This is a genomic window from Microvirga roseola (genome assembly GCF_020866965.1).
Taxonomy (GTDB): domain Bacteria; phylum Pseudomonadota; class Alphaproteobacteria; order Rhizobiales; family Beijerinckiaceae; genus Microvirga; species Microvirga roseola.
Map to the genome: position 1 here is coordinate 110462 of NZ_JAJATX010000006.1, position 25515 is coordinate 135976.

Annotated in this window: 27 protein-coding genes and 1 other RNA gene; 20 read left to right on the forward strand and 8 right to left on the reverse strand. The window is 65.0% G+C overall.

The annotated features are described in order from the left end of the window. The first annotated feature begins 24 nt into the window (after positions 1-24). Positions 25-1437: a cytochrome P450 gene (locus LG661_RS06235; RefSeq protein WP_230531015.1), complete on the forward strand. Its 1413-nt coding sequence runs from the start codon at positions 25-27 to the stop codon at positions 1435-1437. 42 nt (positions 1438-1479) lie between these two features. Here LG661_RS06235 and LG661_RS06240 read toward each other — a convergent pair whose 3' ends face one another. Beyond that, a complete protein-coding gene (locus LG661_RS06240) occupies positions 1480-2091 on the reverse strand; it encodes an SspB family protein (RefSeq protein WP_230531016.1) in 612 nt (203 codons plus the stop codon). Positions 2092-2115: 24 nt separating this feature from the next. Continuing rightward, positions 2116-2472: a transfer-messenger RNA gene (ssrA, locus tag LG661_RS06245) on the reverse strand. A 68-nt stretch (positions 2473-2540) separates the two neighbouring features. On the opposite strand from ssrA, the gene LG661_RS06250 reads away from it, so the two are divergent. From LG661_RS06250 to LG661_RS06290, 9 genes are all read left to right on the forward strand, one after another. After that, positions 2541-3335: a thymidylate synthase gene (locus LG661_RS06250; protein WP_230531017.1), complete on the forward strand. Its 795-nt coding sequence runs from the start codon at positions 2541-2543 to the stop codon at positions 3333-3335. Positions 3336-3341: 6 nt separating this feature from the next. Further along, positions 3342-3647: a DUF2293 domain-containing protein gene (locus LG661_RS06255; RefSeq protein ID WP_230531018.1), complete on the forward strand. Its 306-nt coding sequence runs from the start codon at positions 3342-3344 to the stop codon at positions 3645-3647. A gap of 37 nt (positions 3648-3684) precedes the next feature. Next, positions 3685-4167: a GNAT family N-acetyltransferase gene (locus tag LG661_RS06260; protein ID WP_230531019.1), complete on the forward strand. Its 483-nt coding sequence runs from the start codon at positions 3685-3687 to the stop codon at positions 4165-4167. After that, complete coding sequence (locus LG661_RS06265) at positions 4164-4676, forward strand: dihydrofolate reductase (RefSeq protein ID WP_230531020.1); 513 nt, start codon at positions 4164-4166, stop codon at positions 4674-4676. Before LG661_RS06260 ends, LG661_RS06265 begins: the two co-directional genes overlap by 4 nt. A 136-nt stretch (positions 4677-4812) precedes the next feature. Next, positions 4813-5976: an FtsH protease activity modulator HflK gene (gene hflK / locus LG661_RS06270; RefSeq protein WP_230531021.1), complete on the forward strand. Its 1164-nt coding sequence runs from the start codon at positions 4813-4815 to the stop codon at positions 5974-5976. Continuing rightward, the gene (gene hflC, locus LG661_RS06275; RefSeq protein ID WP_230531022.1) at positions 5973-6986 is read left to right on the forward strand and encodes a protease modulator HflC; all 1014 of its coding nucleotides are present in this window, start codon (positions 5973-5975) and stop codon (positions 6984-6986) included. Before hflK ends, hflC begins: the two co-directional genes overlap by 4 nt. 21 nt (positions 6987-7007) lie before the next feature. Next, positions 7008-7199: a DUF2065 domain-containing protein gene (locus LG661_RS06280; protein ID WP_230531023.1), complete on the forward strand. Its 192-nt coding sequence runs from the start codon at positions 7008-7010 to the stop codon at positions 7197-7199. 89 nt (positions 7200-7288) lie between these two features. Then, the gene (locus LG661_RS06285; protein WP_407666666.1) at positions 7289-8803 is read left to right on the forward strand and encodes a DegQ family serine endoprotease; all 1515 of its coding nucleotides are present in this window, start codon (positions 7289-7291) and stop codon (positions 8801-8803) included. Positions 8804-9205: 402 nt separating this feature from the next. After that, the gene (locus tag LG661_RS06290) at positions 9206-10027 is read left to right on the forward strand and encodes an alpha/beta fold hydrolase (protein ID WP_230531024.1); all 822 of its coding nucleotides are present in this window, start codon (positions 9206-9208) and stop codon (positions 10025-10027) included. Between the two features lie 98 nt (positions 10028-10125). On the opposite strand, the gene serB is transcribed toward LG661_RS06290, so the two are convergent. Further along, the gene (gene serB / locus LG661_RS06295) at positions 10126-11034 is read right to left on the reverse strand and encodes a phosphoserine phosphatase SerB (RefSeq protein ID WP_230531025.1); all 909 of its coding nucleotides are present in this window, start codon (positions 11032-11034) and stop codon (positions 10126-10128) included. 15 nt (positions 11035-11049) lie between these two features. On the opposite strand from serB, the gene miaA reads away from it, so the two are divergent. Further along, a complete protein-coding gene (gene miaA / locus LG661_RS06300) occupies positions 11050-11985 on the forward strand; it encodes a tRNA (adenosine(37)-N6)-dimethylallyltransferase MiaA (protein ID WP_230531026.1) in 936 nt (311 codons plus the stop codon). Here the strand turns inward: miaA and LG661_RS06305 are convergent. After that, a complete protein-coding gene (locus LG661_RS06305; RefSeq protein WP_230531027.1) occupies positions 11960-12790 on the reverse strand; it encodes an RMD1 family protein in 831 nt (276 codons plus the stop codon). The two genes, miaA and LG661_RS06305, sit on opposite strands and share 26 nt — an antisense overlap. A 280-nt stretch (positions 12791-13070) precedes the next feature. On the opposite strand from LG661_RS06305, the gene LG661_RS06310 reads away from it, so the two are divergent. Genes LG661_RS06310 through ilvN form a run of 3 tightly spaced genes read left to right on the forward strand, consistent with a single transcriptional unit; the run spans position 13071 to position 16115 of the window. Next, complete coding sequence (locus tag LG661_RS06310; protein WP_230531028.1) at positions 13071-14843, forward strand: acetolactate synthase 3 large subunit; 1773 nt, start codon at positions 13071-13073, stop codon at positions 14841-14843. Between the two features lie 17 nt (positions 14844-14860). Continuing rightward, entirely contained in the window at positions 14861-15541 is a 681-nt protein-coding gene (locus LG661_RS06315) for a glutathione S-transferase family protein (RefSeq protein ID WP_230531029.1), read from the forward strand. 31 nt (positions 15542-15572) lie between these two features. Next, positions 15573-16115, forward strand: a complete 543-nt coding sequence (gene ilvN / locus LG661_RS06320; protein WP_230531030.1) for an acetolactate synthase small subunit — start codon at positions 15573-15575, stop codon at positions 16113-16115. 3 nt (positions 16116-16118) lie between these two features. Here ilvN and LG661_RS06325 read toward each other — a convergent pair whose 3' ends face one another. After that, positions 16119-16667, reverse strand: coding sequence for a DUF924 family protein (locus LG661_RS06325; RefSeq protein ID WP_230531031.1), 549 nt, complete (start codon positions 16665-16667; stop codon positions 16119-16121). A gap of 248 nt (positions 16668-16915) precedes the next feature. Between LG661_RS06325 and ilvC the strand changes: the two genes are divergently transcribed. Both ilvC and LG661_RS06335 read left to right on the forward strand, forming a co-directional pair. Then, the gene (ilvC, locus tag LG661_RS06330; RefSeq protein ID WP_268995434.1) at positions 16916-17965 is read left to right on the forward strand and encodes a ketol-acid reductoisomerase; all 1050 of its coding nucleotides are present in this window, start codon (positions 16916-16918) and stop codon (positions 17963-17965) included. A 121-nt stretch (positions 17966-18086) separates the two neighbouring features. After that, positions 18087-19838 (forward strand): patatin-like phospholipase family protein, encoded by a 1752-nt coding sequence (locus tag LG661_RS06335; protein WP_230531033.1) that lies wholly within the window; start codon positions 18087-18089, stop codon positions 19836-19838. An 11-nt stretch (positions 19839-19849) separates the two neighbouring features. Here LG661_RS06335 and LG661_RS06340 read toward each other — a convergent pair whose 3' ends face one another. Both LG661_RS06340 and LG661_RS06345 read right to left on the reverse strand, forming a co-directional pair. Beyond that, complete coding sequence (locus tag LG661_RS06340) at positions 19850-20008, reverse strand: hypothetical protein (protein WP_230531034.1); 159 nt, start codon at positions 20006-20008, stop codon at positions 19850-19852. Positions 20009-20071: 63 nt separating this feature from the next. Further along, positions 20072-20593 carry a DedA family protein gene (locus LG661_RS06345; protein ID WP_230531035.1) on the reverse strand — a complete coding sequence of 174 codons (522 nt, stop codon included), beginning with the start codon at positions 20591-20593 and terminating at the stop codon, positions 20072-20074. 147 nt (positions 20594-20740) lie between these two features. Between LG661_RS06345 and pdxY the strand changes: the two genes are divergently transcribed. The 3 genes from pdxY to LG661_RS06360 are packed head-to-tail and all read left to right on the forward strand — an operon-like array spanning position 20741 to position 23208. Continuing rightward, a complete protein-coding gene (gene pdxY / locus LG661_RS06350; RefSeq protein ID WP_230531036.1) occupies positions 20741-21589 on the forward strand; it encodes a pyridoxal kinase PdxY in 849 nt (282 codons plus the stop codon). 3 nt (positions 21590-21592) lie between these two features. Further along, positions 21593-22498, forward strand: coding sequence for a PhzF family phenazine biosynthesis protein (locus LG661_RS06355; protein WP_230531037.1), 906 nt, complete (start codon positions 21593-21595; stop codon positions 22496-22498). Continuing rightward, positions 22495-23208: an NUDIX hydrolase gene (locus LG661_RS06360; protein WP_230531038.1), complete on the forward strand. Its 714-nt coding sequence runs from the start codon at positions 22495-22497 to the stop codon at positions 23206-23208. The genes LG661_RS06355 and LG661_RS06360 overlap by 4 nt, the downstream gene beginning before the upstream one ends. Here LG661_RS06360 and LG661_RS06365 read toward each other — a convergent pair. After that, entirely contained in the window at positions 23199-23525 is a 327-nt protein-coding gene (locus LG661_RS06365; RefSeq protein WP_230531039.1) for a hypothetical protein, read from the reverse strand. The genes LG661_RS06360 and LG661_RS06365 overlap by 10 nt on opposite strands. A 381-nt stretch (positions 23526-23906) precedes the next feature. Here LG661_RS06365 and LG661_RS06370 point away from each other — a divergent pair, with 381 nt between their 5' ends. Beyond that, positions 23907-25466: a 2-isopropylmalate synthase gene (locus LG661_RS06370; RefSeq protein WP_230531040.1), complete on the forward strand. Its 1560-nt coding sequence runs from the start codon at positions 23907-23909 to the stop codon at positions 25464-25466. The last annotated feature ends 49 nt before the right edge of the window (positions 25467-25515 follow it).

Consider the following 25515-nt stretch of genomic DNA (forward strand, 5'->3'; position numbering starts at 1 on the left):
GCATAACAGGGCTTGTCAATTCGAATGACCGATACCCTCGACGCGCCGCTCTTCAACCCACCCAGGCCTGAGCCCCTCCGGGAGCCGCTCGGCCTCCTGGCCTTTCTGATGGCCGTGCGGCGCAACCCGCTCACGACCTGGACCGAGCGGCACTTCAGCGAGCCGGTCCTCTCGGGGGAGGGGGTTTTAGGGCGCATTACCGTGGCGAACGACCCGGCCGTGATCCGCCACGTCCTGCTCGACAACGCCGCCAATTACCGGAAGGACGATCTGCAGTTGCGGGTCCTGGCCCCGGGGCTCGGGCGCGGCCTGCTTACGGCCGAGGGCGAGGAATGGAAGCTCCAGCGCCGCACCATCGCGCCGCTCTTCACGCCGCGCACGGTCGCCGGTTTCTTCCCCGCCATGGTCGAGGCTGCGGAGCGCCTTGTGAGGCGCTGGCAGAGGCGGCCGGATCGGCGGGAGGTGGACATCTCCCTCGAGATGACACGGGTGACCCTGGACGTGCTGGAGCGGACGATCTTCACGCAGGGCGTCGCGCGCGATCCGGATGCCCTGGCGCGGGCGATCACGCGCTACTTCGAGGGCCTGGGCCGGGTCGATCCGGTCGATGTGCTCGGCATGCCGGACTGGATCCCCCGGATCGGTCGCCTGCGGGCGCGGCCTGCGATCCGCTTCTTCGAGGAACTGGTCGGGGAGCTCATCGAGAACCGGAAAGGCCTTCTCGCCCGCGGGGAGCCTGCCCCGCGCGATCTCCTGACCCTCCTGCTCGAAGCCGCCGATCCGGAAACAGGTAAGGGGCTGAGCGACATGGAGGTGAAGGCGAATATCGTGACCTTCATCGGGGCCGGCCACGAGACCACGGCGAACGCCCTGTCATGGTCGATCTATCTCCTCTCGCAGGACGAGCGGGCCCGCACCCGGATCGAGGAGGAGGTGGATGCGGTGCTGGGCGACGAGACTTTCGAGGCGCATCATCTCGACAGGCTTGTCTATACCCGCGCCGTGATTGAGGAGGCGATGCGGCTCTATCCTCCCGCCCCGTTCCTGGGTCGGGCGGCAATCAAGGACGACCGGATCGGCGATCTGGAGATTCCCGCTGGGTCCATGGTCGCGGTCGCCCCTTACGTGCTCCACCGCCACCGCACCCTCTGGGACAGGCCGGATGCCTTCCGGCCCGAGCGCTTCCTTCCCGAGGAGCGCAGCCGGATCGACCGTTTCGCGTATTTGCCTTTCGGGGCCGGGCCTCGGGTGTGCATCGGCGCCAGCTTCTCCCTACAGGAGGCGGTGATCGTGCTCGCCACCATCGTGCGGGCCGTCAGGTTCGAGCTGAAGGAAGGACATCAGGTCACGCCCCTCCATCGCGTGACGCTCAGGCCTCACGGGGGCGTGCCGGTGCGGCTGACCCACCGCTCGCGGGGCGTTGCGGGCCGGGCCTGATATATCTGGAAGGGAATGGGGGAGGAGCTGTCTTGCCCCGTCTCAGTTCTTCTTGCGAAAGGCGTCGAGGCTGACGACTTCGGCCCCGGATTCCGCAGCCTCGCCCGAAGGGGTGGGCTCGGCCGGTTTTTCCGCCTGAGGCTCGGCCTTGGGCGAAGCGGCCTTGTCGGCCTTCTTCTCCGGCTTTTCGGCCGGAGGCAGCGACTTTCTCGGCTGCTTGAGCTCGACAGGCTCCGACCCGCTGCCGCGAACGGCGGGCGGCGGGGGAGCAGATGTCTCGGGCTCCTCTTCATCGTCCTGGCTGTCGAACTTGAGCCCGAACTGCACGGAGGGGTCGAAGAAGCCGGTGAGCGCATCGAAGGGGATGAGCAGCCGCTCGGGGATGCCTGAGAACGACAGGCCCACCTCGAAAGTATGCTCGGTGATGTTGAGGTCCCAGAACTGATGCTGGAGGACGATGGTCATCTCCTGCGGATATTTCTCGCGCAGGCGGTTCGAGAGCCGAACGCCCGGGAAATTGGTGCGGAAGGAGATGTAGAAATGGTGCTCGCCCGGAAGGCCGTCCTTGCCGGCATCGATCAACACCTTGCGCACGACGCCTTTTAGCGCGTCCTGCACCAGAAGATCGTAGCGGATCAGGTCTTTTCCGGCCATGAAAGGGTGCCCCACAGAAACTGAAGTGGAGGCTTCTGTTGCCAGGTGCCTCCGGACCCCGCCTAACGGTGCTAACCGCTAGGGCTTTGATTCGGCTTTAGGGACCGCTTACGCAGCCACTGCAACCGGAGCATAGTTGTCGTTGGCAACTATTGAATCGGCCCGATAACGGCGGAACCATGCCGAGCGAAAGTCCGTCCTTTACGCCCTCGTCGATCCTATTTCGCCCCCGCCGAAAGCCAGGTCCCGCCTGGATTTTGGTGGAGGCGCCGGGTACCGCCCCCGGGTCCGATGGGTTTATTCCGACAGCCGTTTATCGCCATAGCCGGTCTCGCGACCGGCAATCCCAATATAGGGGTGGCGGATCGAATTTGAAAGGGTGGGGAAGGGATGGAATTGCGACTCGGAAGCGTCGCCCTGCTGTCCTATGATGAAGCGAGGAGCACCCCATGCAAGCCTATCACGATCTTCTCCGCCGCATCATGGACGAGGGAGTCCGCAAGGACGATCGCACCGGAACCGGGACGATTTCCGTCTTCGGTCACCAGATGCGGTTCGACCTCAGCCATGGGTTTCCCCTCGTCACCACCAAGAAGCTGCATCTTAAGTCGATCGTCCACGAACTGCTCTGGTTCCTGAAGGGCGACACCAATATCCGCTATCTGCAGGATAACGGCGTCTCGATCTGGGATGAGTGGGCCGACGAGAGCGGGGATCTCGGTCCCGTCTACGGCAAACAATGGCGCTCCTGGGCGAAGCCCGACGGCGGCACGGTCGACCAGATCGCGTGGGTGCTCGACGAGATCCGCCGCAACCCGGATTCCCGCCGCCTGATCGTCTCCGCCTGGAACCCGGCGGAGCTCGACAAGATGGCGCTCGCGCCCTGCCATTGCCTGTTCCAGTTCTATGTCGCGGAAGGGCGGCTCTCCTGTCAGCTCTACCAGCGCTCGGCGGACGTCTTTCTGGGCGTTCCCTTCAACATCGCGTCCTACGCGCTTCTGACGCACATGATGGCGCAGGCGACCGGCCTGCAACCGGGCGATTTCGTCCATTCCTTCGGTGACGCGCATCTCTATCTCAATCATCTGGAGCAGGCGCGCCTGCAGCTCAGCCGCGAGCCCAGGGCGCTGCCGAAACTGCGCCTGAACCCTGCGGTGCGGTCGCTTTTCGACTTCACCTTCGATGACATCGCCATCGAGGATTATGATCCGCACCCCGCCATCAAGGCGCCCGTCGCGGTCTGATGCGCGATGAACCGGCGCGAGGCCATCGAGAGCGCCGTGCGCATCCTCGCGCCGCGGATCCCACGGCATGAATTCGAGGCGGTGACGGATCACGCCCTCGGCAGCCGTGGCCTTCACACCGCCTCGCCGGAAGCCGCCGCCTGGCTATCCCTGGTCGCCTATATCCGCCACCGGCTGACCGACTACGACAGCCTTCTCGACGAAGGCTACGACGTGGAGAGCGCCCGCTTCTTCGTGCTGGACGATATCAATGGCACGCTGGAGGAATGGGGTTCGCCGCGGCGGGTTGCGGAGGAGGGCGAGCCGGAATGATCTCGACAGCTGGTCCGGGTTCCGGCACAACGCATCCATGACTCTCACGATCCGCCCCGCAGTCCCGTCCGACAGTTCTCTCGTCTTCGCCTTCATCCGCGAACTCGCCGAATATGAGCGGCTTGCCCATGAGGTCGATGCGACCGAGGAGGACATTGCGAAGGCCCTCTTCGGGCCTCAGCCGCGTGTCTTCGCCGATATCGCGGAATGGGATGGGGAGCCGGCGGGCTTCGCGCTCTGGTTCTACAATTTCTCCACCTTCCGGGGGCGCCACGGAATCTATCTCGAGGACCTCTTCGTCAGGCCCGAATTCCGCTCGAAGGGGATCGGCAAGGCCCTCCTGCGGCATCTCGCCCGCCGCTGCGTCGCGGAGGGGTTGCCGCGACTCGAATGGTGGGTGCTCGACTGGAATGAGCCGGCTTTGCGTGTCTACCGCGCCATCGGGGCGAAGCCTATGGATGAATGGACGGTGCAGCGCGTGACCGGCGATGCGCTCAGCAGATTGGCGGAGGCACCATGACCCTTCCTCTCATCCTCGTCGTCGCTGTTGCCGAGAACGGCGTGATCGGGCGCGACAATCATCTGCTCTGGCGGCTCAAGGCCGATCTCAAGCGCTTCCGGGAGCTCACCTGGGGCAAGCCTATGATCATGGGACGCAAGACGTTCCAGTCCATCGGCAAGCCACTGCCAGGCCGGGAGACCATTGTATTGACCCGCGATCCCGGTTTCTCGGCCGAAGGCGTTCATGTTGCCCGGAGCTGGGACGAGGCGGTCGCGAAGGGGAATGAGATCGCCGGGACGATGGGGGCCGATGCCGTTGCGGTGGCCGGTGGGTCCGAAATCTACGCCCTGGCCCTACCGCACGTGCAGACAATCTACCTGACGGAAGTTCATGCTGCTCCGGAAGGCGATGCGGTCTTTCCGTCCTTCGAGCGATCACGGTTTAGCGAGGTTCGGCGCGTCGATCACGCCAGGGGGGCGGACAATGAGCACCCCTTTACCTTCATTGACCTCGAAAGGCGGCCATAGGTTCCTGCAAAGGTTGACGAAAGGCGTTGCAATACCCACTTCCCAGCCTTGACAGACGGAAGAGATAAAACCGACAACCGTCTTCATCCAATCGGCTTTTTTCGGCCGGTCTTTTCAGAGTGAGGAAAGGCGACCTATGCCTTGGAGTAACCAAAGCGGCGGAGGCGGCCCCTGGGGGCAGCGTGGAGGATCAGGCGGCGGTGGCAAGAGCCCATGGGGCTCCGGCGGACCGCAGGGCAATGGCGCGCCTCCGGATCTCGAGGAGATCCTGCGCCGCAGCCAGGACCGTCTGAAGGGCTTCATCCCCGGCGGCAACATGGGCGGCAAGGGGCTGGTTCTCATTGTCCTCGCCGTGCTCGCGATCTGGCTTCTGACCGGCTTCTACACGGTCCGGCCGAACGAGGTCGGCATCAACATGATCTTCGGCCGCTATACCGGCACGACCGGCGAGGGCCTCCGCTACAACCTCCCGTATCCAATCGGCAGGGTGCTCAAGCCGAATGTAACCGAGCAGCAGCGGATCGAGGTCGGCTACCGCTCGACTCCGACAGGGCAGGGCCGTCCCCGCGACGTGATCGAAGAGAGCCTGATGCTCACCGCCGACGAGAACATCGTCGATATCGATGCCGACGTGGTCTGGCAGGTCAACCCCGCGCAGCCGCAGAACTTCGTCTTCAATCTGCAGAACCCTGAGGGAACGATCAAGGCGGTGGCCGAAAGCGCCCTGCGCGAAGTGATCGGGCGGAGCAACATTCAGGCGATCCTCACCACCGATCAGGCCGCCATCGCCCAGGAAGTACGCCAGATCTCGCAGGAGACCCTGGACGCCTATGGCGCCGGCGTTCTCGTCAACCTTGTGCAGCTTCAGGCTGCCCAGCCGCCTGCAGAGGTGCGTCAAGCCTTCTTCGATGTGAACGCTGCCCAGCAGGACGCCGTCCGCGTACAGAACGAGGCCGGAGCCTTTGCAAGCCGCGTCGTGCCAGAGGCTCGAGGCGAGGCTGCGCGCATCGTTCAGCAGGCGGAAGGCTACCGCGAGCAGGCCGTTGCGGACGCAACCGGTCAGGCTTCCCGCTTCCGTCAGGTTTATGACGAGTATCGCAAGTCGCCGGATGTCATCCGGGAGCGGATTTTCCTCGAAACCATGGAGCGCGTCCTGAACGGCGTCGATAAGGTCATCATCGACCAGAACGGGCAGGGGCAGGGCGTACTGCCTTACCTGCCGCTCAATGAATTGCAGCGCCAACCGGTCCCGCAGGCCCAGACCGGCGCCACAACCACCCAGCAGGGAGCACTGCGATGAAAAATCCGGCTCTTCGCACGGGGCTCCTGATTCTTCTGGGGCTTGCCGTCATCGTCCTCTATAGTGCGGTCTTCATTGTCCAGCAGACCCAGTACGCGCTGGTGCTGCGCTTCGGCGCCGTGCAGGATCAGGTCACCGAGCCCGGCCTGCACTTCAAGGTGCCGCTGGTCGACAATGTCACCTATTTCGACAAGCGCGTTCTCGACCTCGACCTGCCGGTCCAGACCATTCTCTCGGCCGACCGGCAGAACCTGGAAGTGGACGTGTTTACCCGCTACCGGATCGTTGATCCGCTCCGGTTCTATCAGGCCGTCGGCAGCATTCCGCTAGCGAACCAGCGGCTGGCGAGCTTCACCAACTCCGCCATGCGTAACGTGCTCGCTAACGCCTCGCGCGACGCCATTGTCCGCACGGAGCGTGGCGCTCTGATGAACCGCATCCAGGAAAACGTGAACGAGCAGGCGCAGAATCTCGGCATCGAAATGATTGACGTTCGCCTGACACGCGTCGACCTCCCGGCCGCGAACAGCCAGGCCGTCTACCAGCGCATGCGCACCGAGCGTGAACGCGAGGCGGCGGATATCCGCGCGCAGGGACAGGAGCAGGCGCAGACCATCCGCGCCCGCGCCGAGCGTCAGGCGACGGTGATCCGCGCCGAGGCCAATCGTGAGGCCGAGCAACTGCGCGGCCAGGGCGATGCAGAGAAGAACCGCATTCTTGCCGAGGTCTTCGGCCTGGATCCCGACTTCTTCGCCTTCTACCGGTCCATGCAGGCCTATGAGTCCGGTCTGCGGCCGGGCGAGACCCGGCTCGTGCTGAGCCCCACCTCCGACTTCTTCCGCTATTTCAACGATGCGGGCGGTCGGGGGAACAGCAGGGCAGGAGCATCTCAGCGCCCGGCTCCGGCTGCCACCGGAACCGCTCCGGCTCAACCGGCTCCGGCGCCGCAGACGACCATCGTTCCGGTTCAGCCTGCTCCGGCTCCTGTACAGCCGGTGACGACCCAGTAATCCGTAGCGAAATCCGGACTAATGCTTGATCTGATCGCAGCCCTCGGCCTCGCACTCGTGGTCGAGGGCATCCTGTTTGCGGCCTTCCCCGATGGAATGCGGCGGGCCATGTACGAGGCGGCGCACAGCCCGAGCGACCGTATGCGGGTCGTCGGCATCGTATCGGCCATGATCGGTCTCGGAGTTGTGTGGTTGGTTCGCCAGTTCGGGTAGCCGTTAGCCCCGCTTCCGCCGCAATCCCCGCTTGAATGACGAAGCAGATCGACAAATTATTGTTCACGTTCTCCGAGAGAGGATCTTCGATGAGCCTTGTCACGAACGCGCCGGAACTTGCACGACCGGCATCGCCTCAGCGTCCCATGCGCCGGCTGGCCGCGTCCTGCTTCGCGGTCATGACCTTCATCGCGACGGCGGTGCCGCTGCCGGCCTATGCCCGTGCGGCGCCGGAATCCTTTGCCGACCTGGCGGAGGAGGTGACGGGCGCCGTGGTCAACATCTCGGCCTCGACCACTGTGGAGGCCAGCAGCCGCACCCTGCCTCAGCTTCCCCCGGGCACGCCCTTCGAGGATCTCTTCGAGGAGTTCTTCAATCGCCGCGGCCAGGGTAACGGCAACGGGGACAGCACGCCCTCACGTCCCCGGCGCTCGAACTCCCTGGGGTCTGGCTTCGTCATCGATCCGTCCGGCATCGTGGTGACGAACAACCACGTCATCGGCGACGCCAACGATATCAGCGTCATCTTCCCCGACGGTACGCGCCTGAAGGCCGAGATCGTCGGCAAGGATTCCAAGATCGACCTCGCCGTGCTGAAGGTGAAGTCGGACAAGCCCCTCAAGGCGGTGAGGTTCGGCGACTCGGAGGCCATCCGTCCGGGCGACTGGGTGATGGCCATTGGCAACCCCTTTGGCCTCGGCGGCTCGGTCACGGCCGGCATCGTCTCGGCGCGGGGCCGCAACATCGATTCCGGTCCCTATGACAACTACATTCAGACCGACGCCTCCATCAACAAGGGCAATTCCGGCGGTCCGCTGTTCAACATGAACGGCGAGGTCATCGGTATCAACACTGCGATCCTCTCGCCCACGGGCGGCTCGGTCGGCATCGGTTTTGCTGTTCCCACCGCCCTGGCAGTGCCTGTCATCGACCAGCTGCGCGAGTTCGGCGAAACCCGTCGCGGCTGGCTGGGCGTGCGGATCCAGAGCGTAGACGATGCGACCGCAGAGGCTCTGAGCCTCGGCGCGGCGCGCGGCGCCCTGATCGCCGGCATCGACGAGAAGGGCCCGGCCAAGCCGGCGGGCCTTGAGGTCGGCGACGTGATCGTCCGGTTCGACGGCAAGGAGGTCAAGGATTCCCGCGACCTGCCGCGGATCGTGGCCTCCACGCCGGTCGGGAAGACGGTCGATGTGAGCATCTTCCGCAAAGGTGAGGAGATGACCAAGCAGGTCACCCTCGGCCGCCTCGAGGACGGCGAGAAGCAGGCGAGCCTGCAGCAGCCCTCGACGGAAACGCCCACGGCAACCCGCCAAGCCCTCGGACTCAACCTCTCCGGCATGACCGACGAACTGCGCAAGCGCTACAGCCTGAGGGACGATCTGAAAGGCGTGGTCATCACCCAGGTCGATCCGAACTCGGCGGCGTCCGACAAACGGATCCAGGCCGGCGAGGTGATCGTCGAGGTCAACCAGGAGCCGGTGGCCACCCCCACGGACGTGACCCGGAAAATCGACGCCCTGAAGGGAGAGGGCCGCAAATCGGCGCTGCTCCTCGTCTCCAACGCCCAGGGCGAGGTGCGCTTCGTGGCGCTGTCGATCGAGTAAGGTTCTCCTCTTCCTTCTTCGGAAAAGGCGGCTTCAGGCCGCCTTTTTCATGCCGGCAGGCTTGTTCGCTGGACCGCTCTGGCAGGATCCTGCGTCGTAAAAACCGGATCCCGCATGATGCTCGAACCCAGCACCAGGGGCGAAGATGGTGCAGCGACTCCAAGTGCCCAAAAGCTAACCATCTTGCGACCTTGTCATCGCGGGCGCACTTCATCAGGATAGCTCGCGCGACCGAAAGCCGGGGAGAGTAGCCTCCGGCCGTCCATTTCTTCTCGTTTAGTTCCAGTACTCCGCATCCGGTTTGATTCCGACAATCAAATGGGGCCATAGCCGCTGGCCGCGACGGCCGAGCGCGCTGAATGAGCAGTCCGAAAACCCAAGGGGCTATCAGGAGCAAAAGCCATGAGCACGATCACGACCAGGGACGGCGCGCAGATCTTCTACAAGGATTGGGGTTCGGGACAGCCCATCGTCTTTTCCCACGGATGGCCGCTGAGTGCGGATGCCTGGGATGCGCAGATGTTGTTCTTCGGAGAGCAAGGCTACCGCGTCATCGCCCCTGACCGCCGCGGCCACGGGCGCTCAAGCCAGACCTGGAACGGCAACGACATGGACACCTATGCGGACGATCTTGCCGCGCTGATGGAGAGTCTGAACCTGCGCGAGGTCGTTCTCGTCGGGCATTCGGCCGGCGGAGGCGAGGTCACGCGCTACATGGGCCGGCATGGAACGCAGCGGGTCGCCAAGGCCGTGCTGGTGGGAGCGATACCCCCGCTGATGCTCAAGACGGAAGCCAATCCCAACGGCACGCCGATCGAGTTTTTCGACGATATGCGAAGGAACACCTATCTCAACCGGTCGCAGTTCTTCCATGACCTGACGGTGCCGTTCTACGGCTACAATCGTGAGGCTGCGAAGGTTTCCGAGGGGCTGCTCATGGCCTTTTGGCTGCAGGGCATGCAGGCCGGCATTAAGCCGGCCTACGACTGCATCAAGCAGTTCTCCGAGAGCGACTTCACGGAGGATCTGAAGAAGATCGACGTTCCGATGCTGATCGTCCATGGAGACGACGACCAGATCGTCCCCTTAGGCCCACCGGCGATGCTCTCGTCCAAGCTCGCGCCGAATGCAACGCTGAAGGTCTATCCGGGCGGATCGCACGGCCTGGCGCAGGTCCAGGTGGAAGAGTTCAACAGCGATCTTCTGGCTTTCATCCAGGGCTGATCTCAGCCGCTGCTGTGACTGGAGCTTATCAGGAGGGGCGGAGCGCGCGTATAGCGAGAGCCCCCGAAATCGGTCCGAAGGTCGGGAGCTGTCCTCTCTCAGTCCCCAACGATCTCCTCGGCCCTGTATCCCTGCGCATAGAGCAGCGCCGTCAGGTCCGCGTGATCGATCCTGGCATAGGCCGCGGCGGCAACGGCCGGCTTGGCGCGGAAGGCGACGCCGAGGCCTGCCTCACCCAGCATGGCGAGGTCATTGGCGCCGTCGCCCACGGCCATCGTTTCATGAGGCGCGAGACCGAACCGCTTGCGCAATTCGAGCAGGGTCGCGAGCTTGGCCTCGCGGCCAAGGATCGGCTCCTCGACCAGACCTGCGAGCTTCTCGCCGTCCAGGATCAGGAGGTTAGAGCGGTGCTCATTGAAGCCGATCTTGGCGCCGATGGGGCCGGTGAAAAGGGTGAAGCCGCCGGATACGAGGCAGGCATAGGCGCCGTTCGCGCGCATCGTCTGCACGAGCGCCCGCCCGCCGGGGGTGAGGGTAATGCGCTTCTCGATGATCTCATCGACCACGCCGATGGGCAGATTTTTGAGCAGGGCCACCCGCTCGCGCAGGGCCGGCTCGAAGGCGATCTCGCCGCGCATGGCGCGTTCGGTGATCTCGGAGACTTCCGCTTTGAGCCCCACGTAATCCGCCAGTTCGTCGATGCATTCCTGGCCGATCATGGTGGAATCCATATCCGCCAGGAACAGGCGCTTGCGCCGCTGATCTACGCGCTGCACGACGATGTCGATGGGCTTTCCTTCCAGAGCCCGGCGCAAAACTGCCTCGACGGCTTTCGCCTCCATCGGACCCGGAACGATGAGATCGGCTGCAATCCCCCTTGCCAGAACCGAGCGTTCCGTCTCTTGTCCGAGGGCTGACGCGGCCGCATCCACGGCCTCGTCAGACAAGACGGGCTGGGACGGGTTTGCGACGAGGGTCGCGACAAGGGAGTTTTGGGACGATGCCATCGGGGAGACCTGACTGTGAGTGACGTTCGGGTCGGCGCGGTTCTCATCGCAGGGCCGACCGCATCAGGCAAGTCCGCATTGGGCATCAGGCTGGCCCAGGCCCTCGACGGGGTGGTGATCAACGCCGATTCCATGCAGGTCTACCGGGACCTGAGGATCATCACCGCGCGTCCGACGCCTGAGGAGGAGGCGCTCGCTCCGTACTGGCTCTACGGCCATGTGGACGCCGCCGTGAACTATTCCGTCGGACGCTACGTGGCCGATGCGGTTTCCGTGCTGCAGGAGATCAAAGGCCGCAAGCTGCCGATCCTCGTCGGCGGGACGGGGCTCTATTTCAAGGCGCTGACGGAGGGCCTCTCCGACGTCCCGGCCGTTCCGGAGGAGGTTCGGGAACAGGTGCGTCGGGAGAGCGAGGGGCTGGAGACACCCGAGTTGCACCGCCTTCTCTCGGAGCGCGACCCCGAGACGGCAAGCACGCTGCGCCCCTCCGACCGGCTGCGCATCCAGCGGGCGCTCGAGATCTTCGCCGCGACCGGTCAGCCGCTCGTCTCCTTCCATGGGGCCCGCCAGCCGGGCCCCTTGAGCGGCGTTCCCATCGTCAAGCTCTTCCTCGCTCCCGAGAGGGAGGAGCTTCGCCGTCGCATCGACCGGCGCTTCCTTGCCATGCTGGAGGAGGGGGCTCTCGACGAGGTGAGAGCCTTGGGCGAACGGCACCTCGACCCGATGCTCCCGGCCATGCGGGCGCATGGGGTTCCAGGGCTTCTGGCCTATCTGCGAGCCGAAATCTCTCTGGATGAGGCCATTGCAAAAGGCCAGGGCGACACGCGCCGCTACGCCAAGCGCCAGTTCACCTGGTTCCGCCATCAGTTGCCGGATTGGCAATGGATCGAGCCGGAAAGGGGCTTCGAGGCGGTGATGGCTCGGCTCAATGCCCGCCCAGATAGCCCGTGAGCATCTGATAGAAGGTGATGAAGATCTCGAACACGATCAGGAGCACGATGATCAGTTCGAGGCGCAGGGACCGCTCGGTATCGATGAGGTCGGTCAAAGTCTGGGCGGTGTCGCCGATCACCACGAGCTTGCGGTGGAGCGCCGAGGCGCGTTCCTTCAGCTCGTATTCGTCCTCGAGGCGGGCGTAGAGGCGCTCCAGGTCCGGGCGGTCCCAGAGCACGTCCGGCTTTTCCTCAACCGCCACGCGGCCTGAGACCCGCTGGCGGACGAGAAGCGCATGGCCGACCCGCTTGAGGATCTCGCGGCGGCCGGGCGGACGCCTGCCCTTTTCGGCGAGATGCCGGGCGGCGGGCTCCACCAGGTCGAAGACGGCTGCGGCCTCGCGCTCGTCCCGGGCGAGCGCCGCGCTCTTGGACAGGGCATCCGCGATGACGATCAGCCGCTCGGTCGAGAGTTTCTTGATGTAGATCGGCCCGCCCGGAGGAATCTGGTCATCCTTGTCCGGAGAAATCTCGATGATCGCGGTCTCTTCCTCGTGGCGGGCGAATTCCCCCACGATGCGCTGGCGAAGCCCGCGGATGACCTCGTCCTCCTCCAGCGGGGTCAGGCCCACCAGAACGGCGACGCCGAAACGGAACAGGGCGACGAACCCGTCCTGCCCTGCCTTGAAGGCGAGGGGAGTCGTGGAGAGAACATCGCTGCGCTCCAGCCCGGCAATATCGAGGCGATCCCCGAGGAGGAGGGCACGGGCGGTGAGGCGCGTGTTCTGCATGGGCGCGCCGGTCGAGGAGATGGTGTCGGTCATGGTCATACGACTAAAATAGGGGCCTCAGAGTAAAAGCTAAGCCGCTTCCTGCCAAATGGACCCCGCTTGACCGAATGACACCGATCGTTTAGCGTCAACGCAACTTTTGAACCGAGAGCTGCCCAAATGCGCAAGCTTATTCTCGTAGTACGAGCGCCATCGACGGAGCGGGATTGACCCCGCAGGTCCGGCGATGGCGCACAGGCCCCCTCAGGGGCCTTTTTTATTGCCCGAATGCCTTCAGCACAGCAAACACGAAAGACCCGACGGAGCGAGTGACATGAGCGAGACGATGACCGGAGCCGAAATGGTGATCCGTGCTCTGCAGGATCAGGGAGTCGAGGTAATCTTCGGCTATCCGGGCGGCGCGGTGCTCCCCATTTACGATGCGCTCTTTCACCAGGAGAAGGTGCGCCACGTCCTCGTCCGACACGAGCAGGGCGCGGTGCATGCGGCCGAGGGCTATGCGCGCTCTTCCGGAAAGCCTGGCGTGGTTCTGGTGACATCCGGCCCTGGCGCAACCAACGCCATCACGGGCCTGGCCGACGCCATGATGGATTCGATCCCGCTGGTCTGCATCACGGGGCAGGTGCCGACCCATCTCATCGGCTCGGACGCCTTCCAGGAATGCGACACGGTCGGCATCACGCGCCACTGCACCAAGCACAACTACCTCGTCAAATCCATCGAGGACCTTCCGCGCGTGCTGCACGAAGCCTTCTACGTGGCCCAGAACGGACGTCCGGGTCCGGTCGTCGTGGACCTGCCGAAGGACATCCAGTTCAAGGCCGGCACTTATGTGCGGCCCCTTAGCAACCAGCACAAGACCTACCGCCCGACCGTGAAGGGCGACATGGACCACATCCGCGCCGCCGTCGAGCTGATGGCGAATGCCAAGCGTCCGGTCTTCTACACGGGCGGCGGCGTCATCAATTCGGGACCGCATGCCTCGGCGCTGCTGCGCGAACTCGTCCAGCTGACGGGTTTCCCGATCACCTCGACCCTGATGGGTCTCGGGGCCTACCCTGCCTCCGACAGGCAGTGGCTCGGCATGCTGGGCATGCACGGGACCTACGAGGCCAACCTCGCGATGCACGAATGCGACGTGATGATCAATATCGGCGCGCGCTTCGACGACCGCATCACGGGACGGCTCGACGCCTTCTCGCCCTTCTCGAAGCGCATCCACGTCGACATCGATCCGTCCTCCATCAACAAGACGGTGAAGGTGGACATCCCCATCGTCGGCGACTGCGCGCATGTGCTGGAAGACATGGTGCGCCTGTGGCGGCAGAGCGCTCCGCAGGTCGACAAGGTGGCGTTGACGGACTGGTGGAGCAAGATCGAGGGCTGGCGCGAGCGCAATTGCCTCGGCTTTCGGAACTCCACGGAAACCATCAAGCCGCAATATGCGATCCAGCGCCTCTATGAACTCACCAAGGACCGCGAGACCTATGTCACGACGGAGGTCGGCCAGCACCAGATGTGGGCGGCGCAGTATTTCAGGTTCGACGAGCCAAACCGCTGGATGACCTCGGGCGGCCATGGAACCATGGGCTACGGCCTGCCGGCTGCCGTCGGCGCCCAGCTCGCGCATCCGGACGCGCTCGTTATCGATATTGCGGGCGAGGCCTCGATCCAGATGATGCTGCAGGAGATGTCCACCGCCCTGCAGTACGACCTGCCGATCAAGGTCTTCATCCTCAACAACGAATATATGGGCATGGTTCGCCAGTGGCAGGAGCTGCTGCATGGTGGGCGCTACTCGCACAGCTATTCGGAATCGCTGCCCGACTTCGTGAAGCTTGCGGAAGCCTATGGCGGCGTCGGTATCCGCTGCGGTAAGCCCGGCGATCTCGATGCGAAGATCCTCGAGATGATCAACGTGAAGCGGCCGGTCATCTTCGACTGCATCGTCGACAAGACCGAAAACTGCTTCCCGATGATCCCTTCGGGCAAAGCGCATAACGAGATGCTGCTCAACGACTATCTCGGCGAGACCGGAGCCGATATCGGCTCCGTGATCGACGAGAAGGGCAAGATGCTGGTGTGATGCGGAAAGCCTGAACCATGCCCACCCTCGTCATCGCCAACAAGCTCTATTCCTCCTGGTCGCTGCGCCCCTGGCTGCTGATGAAGCAGCTTGGGGTCGCCTTCGACGAGATCTTCATCCCGCTCGATCTGCCGGACACGAAAGAGAAGGTTCTGAAGCACTCGCCCGCCGGAAAGGTGCCAATCCTCATCGACGGCGATGTGACCGTTTGGGAGTCGATCGCCATCATGGACTATGTGGGCGAGACCTATGGCGCACCCGTGTGGCCGGAGGATCGCAAGGCCCGGGCCATGGCGCGCTCGGTGGCGGCTGAAATGCATGCCGGGTTCTCGGCGCTCCGCTCCGCGTGCCCCCTGAATCTCGGCAAGAAATATGCACGCCGCAACCGGGGCGAGGCGGTGGCCCGCGACGTGGCGCGCTTTTTCGAGATCGTACGGCAGGCGCGCGAAAAGTTCGGCGCAGGCGGGCCCTTTCTCTTCGGCGCGTTCTCGGCGGCGGACGCCATGTATGCGCCGCTGGTTACGCGGCTCGACACTTATTCCATCGAGCTCGACGCAACGACCCAGGCCTATGTGGACGCGATCCTTTCGCTTCCCGCCTTTCAGGAATGGCGCACCGCCGGATTGAAGGAGGAGTGGGTCGTCGAGGCCGACGAGGTCGATGAGCAACCCGTCGAAGATTACCGCAAGGCGGCTTGAAGATCAGAGAACAGGCTTAAGGGTCGAGACCATGCTCCAGATGAAAACCCATTATCCCGACGCCACTCGCGTCGAGCCCGTCAACCGGCATACCCTCGCCGTCATCGTCGACAACGAGCCGGGCGTTCTCGCCCGCATCGCCGGTCTCTTCTCGGGCCGCGGCTACAATATCGAGAGCCTGACCGTCACCGAGACGGAGCACGAGGCGCATATCTCGCGCATCACCATCGTGACTGCCGGCACCGACAGCATCATCCAGCAGATCAAGAGTCAGCTCGAGCGCCTCGTGCCCGTGCACCGGGTCGTGGACCTGACGCTCACCGGTGAGGCCGTCGAGCGGGAGCTCTGTCTCGTGAAGGTGGTGGGCAAGGGCGATCACCGGGTCGAGGCCATGCGCCTGGCCTCGGCCTTCGGTGCGCGCACGCTCGATGCCTCGCTGACGTCCTTCGTGTTCGAGCTGACCGGCACGACGGAGGAGGTCGAGCGCTTCATCAAGACGATGACGGTCGTCGGTCTTGCCGAGGTCTCCCGCACCGGCGTCGCCGCCATGGCGCGCGGCCCCGAGGCGATGTGAGGATCAGCCCCTGAAGTCGTCCTCCGCCAGGAACGCCTCCTCCTCCGGTGTCGTCTCGCGACCGAGGATGGCGTTGCGGTGGGGGAAGCGGCCGAAGCGGGCGATGACGTCGTGGTGGTGGCGCGCCCAATGAATGGAATCCTCTTCGCCGAGGGCTTCGTTGAGGGCCACCGAGCGCTCCTGGTGCCGTAAGGACTCGGAGTGTATGAAGGGGAGATAGAAGAAACGGCGGAGGTCTGGTTCCACCTGCCGGTCGAAACCTCTCTCGATTGCCCGGTCCGCGGCCATCAGGGCGACCGGGTCGGTCTTGTAGACCTCGCGCGTTCCCCTGAACATATTGCGGGGAAACTGGTCGAGGAGGAGCACGACGGCGAGCGCGCCTTCAGGAGTGAGCTCCCACTCGTTGAGGTCGCCTCTGGCGGCGGCCTCATAGGTGGGCAGGAAACGTTCCCGGCAGGCCTGGTCGAAGGCATTGTCCTTCGCGAACCACTTGTCGGGCCCGGCCTCGCGCCAGAAACTGAGAACCTCGTCGGTAGTGGCAAGGCGCTGCATGGGTCTTGTCCTTCTCGGGGCAGAATACGAATGCCAATCTAGGGCGGGGGAGTCTCCTTTGAACTCCTGCGCCCGGATCGTTTGCGGCAGCGGTGGCCGGGGCCCTGCATCCAGCGTAGGGACGGGCGGCAGTTTTGCTACAAACGACAGCTTGTCAGCGCAGTTTTATTCGCTAAAAGCGGCGCCGGACAAATAAATGTTGCGCCAGGTCCCGTCCGGGCGGTGCAGCGTCAACGAAGACCGGGGGAATGCCCCCTTTGAGAAGGGACTTGAGGACCATGCGTGTCTATTACGATCGCGACGCCGACATCAATCTGATCAAGGGCAAGAAGGTCGCCATTGTCGGCTACGGCAGCCAGGGTCACGCCCACACGCTGAACCTGCGCGATTCCGGCGTGAAGGACATCGTGGTGGCGCTTCGGAAGGGCTCGCCCTCCGCCGCCAAGGCCGAGAAGGCCGGCCTCAAGGTCATGGATGTGGCCGAGGCCGCCAAGTGGGCCGATGTGGTCATGATGCTGACCCCCGACGAGCTGCAGGCGGACATCTACCGCAACGAGCTTCACGACAACATGAAGCAGGGCGCGGCGCTCCTCTTCGCCCACGGCCTCAACGTCCACTTCAACCTCATCGAGCCCCGCAAGGACCTCGACGTGCTCATGGTCGCCCCCAAGGGTCCCGGCCACACGGTGCGCTCCGAGTACCTGCGCGGCGGCGGCGTGCCGACGCTCATCGCGATCCACCAGGATGCGACCGGCAATGCCCATGACATCGCGCTCTCCTACGCCTCGGCCAATGGCGGCGGCCGGGCCGGCATCATCGAGACCACCTTCAAGGAAGAGTGCGAGACCGACCTCTTCGGCGAGCAGGTAGTGCTCTGCGGCGGCCTCGTGGAGCTCATCAAGGCGGGCTTCGAGACCCTGGTCGAGGCGGGCTACGCCCCCGAGATGGCCTATTTCGAGTGTCTCCACGAGGTGAAGCTAATCGTCGACCTCATCTACGAGGGCGGCATCGCCAACATGAACTACTCGATCTCCAACACCGCGGAATACGGCGAGTACGTCACCGGCCCGCGCATCATCACGCCCGAGACCAAGGCCGAGATGAAGCGCGTCCTGGAGGACATCCAGACCGGCAAGTTCACCCGCGATTGGATGCTCGAGAACAAGGTCAACCAGACCTCCTTCAAGGCCATCCGCGCCCGCAACGCCGCCCATCCCATCGAGGATGTGGGCTCGCGCCTGCGCGACATGATGCCCTGGATCAAGGAAAAGGCCCTGGTCGACAAGAGCAAGAACTGAGCCCTGTCGAGGCGCGCGGATTCCGATCCGCGCGCCCGTGACGGTCTTGGGCGAGCCTCGGAATTTGTCAGCCACGAGGATTTCGGCTACTGGGCTGTAAGACCATCACATTCGAAAGCCCATGAGCGCGACGGAACTGGCTGGCGATCTCCCGGACTATGACATGCCCCTCTGGGCGGGACTTGATCCTGCGGCGCGCCGGGAAATCCGGTCGGAGCTCGAGCGGATTTTTCTTCCCGGAGGGGAAACCCTGTTCCAGGAGGGCGACCAGGCCGACGCGCTGTACATGGTGGTCTCCGGCGCGCTGGGGGTGTCCGTCCGCGGCAGCCACGGCGAGCAGCGGCGGGTGGCCCGGGTGCTGCCGCCCGAGACCGTCGGAGAGATGGCGCTCATATCCCAAGCGCCCCGTTCCGCCAGCGTCGTCGCCCTGCGGGACACCGTTCTTCTGAAGCTGACCCGGCCCGCCTTCGAGCGCCTCATCGAGCGCTGCCCCTCGGTGATGCACTATCTTCTGAGATTGCTGGCGGATCGCCTGCGCGCCACCACGCGCAGCCAGCCCATCGCCTTCAAGCCGACCAGCTTCGCCATCGTGCCCGTCACCGAGGGAGTGGCGGTCGCGGACTTCGCCCAAACGTTCCTCCAGGAGGTGCGGCGCAGCCACGGGGCGGGCGTCGAACTCCTCGACGCCATGCCGGCTGACGAAGACGAGAGCTGGCTCTACCGTTTCGAGGCCAGCCGGCAGCAGGTCGTCTATGTCGCCTCCGGGCCGTCCGGGTCCTGGACGGAGCGGTGCATCCGCCACGCCGATCACGTGATGCTGCTGGCGCAACCGGGAGAGCCGCTGAGCCCTCAGGCCGAAAGTCTCGTCCGCGCCGCCTTGGACTGGCGCCGCCACGATCTCGTCATGCTCCAGAAGCCGGACGCGGCCCGCCCGGCGCCGGCCCATCCGTCCCTGAACCGGCTGCCGGTCGACCAGCGCCTGCAGGTGCGCCAGGGAAGCCTGGCGGATCTGCAGCGGCTCATCCGCACCTCCACGGGGCGCGCCGTCGGGCTGGTCCTGGCCGGGGGAGGGGCGCGGGGTTTCGCGCATCTCGGCGTCATCCAGGCCCTGCAGGAACATGGGATTCCCGTCGATCTCGTGGGCGGGACCAGCATCGGCGCGGTCATGGCCGCGACCTGCGCCGTTCAGATCGGGCTGGGCGAAGTGCAGGCGCTCATGCGCAAGGCCTTCGTGCAGGACCCTCCGCTGAACGACTACACGTTCCCGCTCGTGGCGCTCGTGCGCGGCCGGAAGGTCGATGCGCGCCTGATCCAGCATTTCGGGGACCGCGATATCGAGGATCTCTGGCTGCCGTTCTTCTGCGTCTCGTCGAACCTCACCCTCGGCACGACCCATGTCCACCGCCGCGGACCGCTCTGGCGGGCCTTGCGGGCGAGCCTTGCCATTCCAGGCCTGCTCCCGCCGGTGATCGAGCAGGACGGCGTGCTCGTCGACGGGGCCATGATGAACAACCTGCCGGCGGATGTCATGGCCGATCTTCAGCGCGGCCCCGTGCTCGGCATCGACGTGGCGCGCGACGCCGCTTTCGCGTCTCCCGCCGACGAGGAGCGCAAGACGCCGTTCCTGCGGCGCCTGCTGGGGCTGCCGGCGGAGGCGCCGGACATCGTGAGCCTTCTCTACCGCTCTGCGACCATTTCCAGCGATGCGCAGACATTGAGGGCGCGCTCGCAGGCGACACTGGTGATCCACCCGCCGCTCGCGGACGTTCCGCTCCGGGCCTGGGAACAGTTCGAGAAGGTCGTGACCCTCGGCTACGAGCACGCACGAGAACGCATCGAGGCGGGTGCGCTCGATGCGTTCCGGTTCGGCTGAAGAGTTTCCGCTTACTGCCGGTTGCTCTTGGTGTTCTGGGCCTTGTTGTTGTCCTGCTTGCCGGGATCGAGGCGCTTCTTCGTCGTGCCGCCCGAGCCGCGGGTCATGCGGTCCAGATGCAGGTCTTTGCTGTCTGCGGAGTTGTCGCCGTTCATCTTGCCTTTGCCCATGGGGATACCTCCATCGTGTTGGGAGGTTAATGACCCCTGGGATGCCCAAGTTCCCGCGAAAGATCACCACAGCAGGTAATGGGCGAGCCCCGCTCCCGGCGCGAGGATCAGGAAGGCCCAGACGAAGGCGGAGGCCATGTTGGCGGCGTGGAACAGCACGCCGGGCATCAGGAAGATGCCGGCGATGAGGGGAATGACCGCGCGGGTGGGGCCGAAGAAGCGGCCGAGGAACACGGCCCAGGACCCGAAGCGCTGGAAGAACTGCTCGCCCCGGAGGATGAGCTGCGGATTGCGCGATAGGGGCCAGACCCCATAGGCCGCCTTCTTGTAGCGACGCCCGATCTCGAAGGAGATCCAGTTGCTGAGAACGGCGCCGGCTGCCGCCCCCGCCCAGACCTGCCAGAACGGGATGTCCGCGGTCGCAATGACGAAGCCCAGTCCAACGAGGATCGTCATCATCGGCAGGATGAGCGAGAGGAAGGCGAGCGACTCGGCAAAGGTCAGCAGCCCGAGGATGAAGGGCGCATAGGCCTGATGGACTCGTACGAAGTCGACAAAGGTATTCTTCAGAAACTCGAAATCCATCAAGCCGATCCAGGTCTGTTCTCTCGGGCGATGCGGACGCTTGTGCGGAACGCACGGCGATAGTGGGGTTTGTGATGAATAAGATCACATCACGCAATTTGAAGATGGTCGGTCGATGCGCTAACCGAAAGGTGAAGGGGGCTTGCCATGAATATTCTCTCGATCCAATCCCACGTCGCCTATGGTCATGTGGGAAACGCCTCTGCGGTTTTCCCGATGCAGCGCCTCGGCGTTGAGGTGTGGCCTATTCACACGGTGCAGTTCTCCAACCACACGGGCTACGGCTCCTGGAAGGGCCGGGTCTTCGACGGGCCGGCCATCGAGGAGCTGGTGGAGGGCATCGCCGAGCGCGGAGTGCTCAGCCGGTGCAACGGGGTTCTCTCCGGCTATATGGGCTCCGCGGATATCGGTACTGCGATCCTCTCCGCCGTGGCGCGGGTGCGTGCGCTGAATGGGGAGGCGCTCTATTGCTGCGATCCGGTGATCGGCGATGTGGGCCGCGGTGTCTTCGTCCGTCCCGGCATTCCGGAGTTCATGCGTGACCAGGCGGTGCCCGCCGCGGACATCGTGACGCCGAACCAGTTCGAGCTCGAATACCTGTCAGGCCTGACCGTGGAGAGCCTGAGCGACATCAAGAAGGCCGTCTCGATCGTCCACGGGATGGGCCCCGGAGCCGTGCTCGTCACCTCGGTGGAAACGCAGGAGACGCCTTCCGACACCATTGACCTCATTGCCGGCGAGGGCGGTCGCTTCTGGCGGGTGCGCACGCCCAAGCTGTCGCTTAGCGTGAACGGGGCGGGGGACGCCATCGCCGCGCTCTTTTTCGTGCACTATGCGCGCTCCCGCTCTGCGGCGACCGCCCTTGCCGAAGCCTCGGCCTCCGTCTACGGCTTGCTCAAGCGCACCGAAGAGGCAGGCTCCCGCGAGATCCTGACCATTGCCGCGCAGGACGAGTTCGTCTCGCCGACCTACCGCTTCACCGCCGAGGAGGTTTGATCTATGCCCCGCCGTTTCGTGACCCTCGATGTCTTCACCGCAAAGTCTTTTGCGGGCAATCCGCTGGCCGTCGTGCTGGATGCGGAGGGTCTCGATACGGAGGCGATGCAGGCCATCGCCAAGGAGTTCAACCTCTCCGAAACGGTCTTCGTCCTTCCGGCATCCGATCCGCACCAGCGCGCCGACATCCGCATCTTCACGCCGGGCCGCGAACTGCCCTTCGCAGGGCATCCGACCGTGGGCACCGCCGTGCTTCTGGCGCTCCTCGACCAGGACGGCGCACCCGGAGCCGTCGCCTTCGGCCTGCGTGAGCAGGTCGGCGTGGTGCCCTGCGTCGTCGAGGTCAGGGACGGGACGGCGGGAACGGCCCGATTCCGGCTGCCGCGCTTCCCCTTCACCTGGGGCGAGGGCAAGGAGAGCGCCGACTGCGCCTGGGCGCTCGGCCTCGACCCGACGGAGATCGGTTTCGACCGCCATATCCCGAGCCGCCACTCGGCGGGCGTCGCCTACGACCTCGTGCCGGTGGCCTCTCTGGAGGCCCTGGCCAAGGCGAAGCCCCAGGGCGAGGCTTTCGACAGGACCTTCGGCGACAGCGAACATCCGGCTGCCTATGTATATACCCGCATTCCGGATGCGGAGGGGCTAAGCTTCCGGGCGCGCATGTTCGGTCCCGGCATGGGCATTGCGGAGGACCCGGCCACCGGCTCCGCCGCCGCCGCTTTCGCAGGCGCCCTCATGCAGTGCGAGCCCATGGGCGACGGCGATCATGACGTCACCATCGAGCAGGGCGTCGAGATGGGCCGCCCGAGCGAGATCATCTTGCAGATATCGATCCAGAACGGAGCCATTGTCTCCGCCGAGATCGGCGGCGGGGCGGTCATGATGAGCCGCGGCGAGCTTCTGTCGTGAAGCACGAGCCTTCGATCCGGCGCGTCTCCCGAATCGAGGCGCGCTGTGCGCCGTTCCGCTGGCAATGGGCCGGGCAGAACCGGAACCTGATCGAGGCCAACTGGCAGCGCCGCACCGCCGACAAGCCGAAGATGTTCAACGGCCGCGTCCTGCTGCTCCAGAGCGTGGAGTACGAGCAGGGCCTGTGCCGCAACACCTACTTCGAGACGGACTACGCCGACTTCATCGCCTGGATCGATAGCGGCTATCCCGATCCCACCGTCGCCAACGGCTTCGCCATGGGCGCGCTGCGCGGCTCCGACGGCGCCTTCATCTGCGGCGTGATGGCGGGGCAGACGGTGAATTCGGGCCGAGTCTATTTCGCGGCCGGAACCCCGGACCCGTCCGACCTGCGGCCCGACGGCTCCGTCGATCTGGCGACCAGCATCACCCGCGAGCTTTTCGAGGAGACCGGCCTGACGGAGGGCGACTACCGCATGGACGATGAGTGGATCGTCGTCCACCGCTGGCCGACCATCGGCCTGCTGCGGCTCGTGACGCTGCCCGTGCCCGCCGAGCGGGGCGCGGAAATCATCCGCGCCAACATCGCCGCGCAGACCGAACCCGAACTGTCGGACGTGCGGATCGTCCGCGGGCCTGAGGATGTCGACCCGAAGACGATGCCGCTCTTCCTTCAGTCCTTCTTCCGCTGGACCTTCGATCAGCGATAGCCGAAGCGGGCTTTCGTGGCGTTCACCATGCGCAGGGCTTGCGCATCGCGGCCGGCGGCGCAGGCTGCCTCGGCCTGGGCGATGTCCCGCTCCACCCGCGAATAGACCGTTTGGTTCACGTGGCCCATGGCGAGGTCGTTGCTCATGACCGCCCGGTAGCGGGCCACTTCGCCCCGGCACCCGGAGCCTTCGGGCATGCGGAAGCTTGCAGGCGTGACGCTGGCGCTGCCGGCGGTCGGGGCCGCGGTCTGGTTGCAGGCCGCAAGCGGAAGGGCCACGAGGCCCGCAAGCCACAGGGAACGCATCGCAATCGTCATTCTCGATCACCTCTTCATCGGATGGGGGAGCCTAAGCTCGGCCTTCCCCAATCTAGGCCGTTTCATGCGCAAGGGGAGGGGACGGCTTTGCGGTTGTTTCACAGACTTGCCATCCCGGCGAAGCGCCGTTACAAACGATACCGATTTCGCGGCTCGAGCCGCGTGGGCAAAGAGGATCGGGCAGCGATGGCAATCGGCTTCCCCAGCGCAGAGATGAACGGCTCCGCTCCAGCGGCCGCTTCCGCGCGTCTCCTCGGCCTCCTTCTCCTTAGTCGCCCCTGAGGGTCGGCTGGGCGTTGGCGCCTGGGCTCTCAGGGGTTCTCGAACAAGGAACAACCGAGAGCGCGCAAGGCCGCTCACCCCGAGAAGGATTTTAGACCGATGACCGCCAATTCCTCCGCCTCCAAGGACCGCGTCCTGATCTTCGACACCACCCTGCGCGACGGCGAGCAATGCCCCGGCGCGACCATGACCCTGGAAGAGAAGCTCGAGGTCGCGGACCTGCTCGACACCATGGGCGTCGACATCATCGAGGCGGGCTTTCCCATCGCCTCCAACGGCGACTTCGAGGCCGTATCCCTCATCGCCAAGCGGGTGAAGAACGCGACCGTCGCAGGCCTCGCCCGCGCCATCTCGGCCGACATCGCCCGCGCCGGAGAGGCCGTGCGCCACGCGGCGAAGCCCCGCATTCACACCTTCGTCTCGACCTCGCCGATCCATCTGGCGCACCAGATGCGCAAGACCGAGGAACAGGTGCTGGAGATCATCACCACGACGGTGACCCAGGCCCGCAACCTGGTCGAGGATGTGGAATGGTCCGCCATGGACGCCACCCGCACGTCCATCGACTATCTCTGCCGCTGCGTGGAGGCCGCCATCCGCGCCGGCGCGACGACGATCAACCTGCCCGACACGGTGGGCTACGCCACGCCCGACGAATACCGGGCCATGTTCCGCGCCGTGCGCGAGCGCGTGCCGGGGGCGGACAAGGCGATCTTCTCCGCCCATTGCCACAACGACCTGGGTCTCGCCGTGGCGAACTCGGTCGCGGCCCTGGAGGGTGGCGCACGGCAGATCGAATGCACCATCAACGGCATCGGCGAGCGCGCGGGCAATGCGGCGCTCGAAGAGATCGTGATGGCGATCAAGACCCGCGGCGACGTGCTGCCCTACGAGACCGGCGTCGAGGCGACCATGCTGACGCGCGCTTCGAAGCTCGCCTCCGCCGCCACGTCGTTCCCGGTGCAGTACAACAAGGCCATCGTGGGCCGGAACGCCTTCGCGCACGAAAGCGGCATCCACCAGGACGGCATGCTCAAGAACGCCCAGACCTACGAGATTATGACGCCGGAGAGCGTCGGCGTCTCCAAGACCTCGCTCGTGATGGGCAAGCATTCCGGCCGCGCCGCCTTCCGCAACAAGCTGGAGGAGCTGGGCTATCAGCTGTCCGACAACCAGTTCCAGGACGCCTTCGAGCGCTTCAAGGATCTCGCCGACCGCAAGAAGCACGTCTACGACGAGGATATCGAGGCCCTGGTCGACCAGAACATCGCCATGGCGCATGACCGCATCAAGCTGGTCTCGCTCTCGGTCGTCGCCGGAACCCGCGGGCCGCAGCGCGCCACCATGCGCCTCCAGATCGACGGCAAACCCGTCGTCGAGGAGCAGGAGGGCAACGGGCCGGTGGACGCCACCTTCAACGCCATCCAGGCGCTGGTGCCCCACGAGGCGGTGCTGGAGCTCTATCAGGTCCATGCGGTGACGGAAGGAACCGACGCCCAGGCCGAGGTTTCGGTGCGCCTCTCGGCGGACGGCCGCAGCGTGACCTCCCGCGCCGCCGACCCGGATACGCTGGTGGCCTCCGCCCAGGCCTATCTCGGCGCGCTCAACAAGCTCATCAGCCGGGGCGTGAGCCTCCACGCGCAATACGCGGCGGAATAGGCTTCGGTCATCTGTCGCCTTCGAATGCCCGGCCTTGCGCCGGGCATTT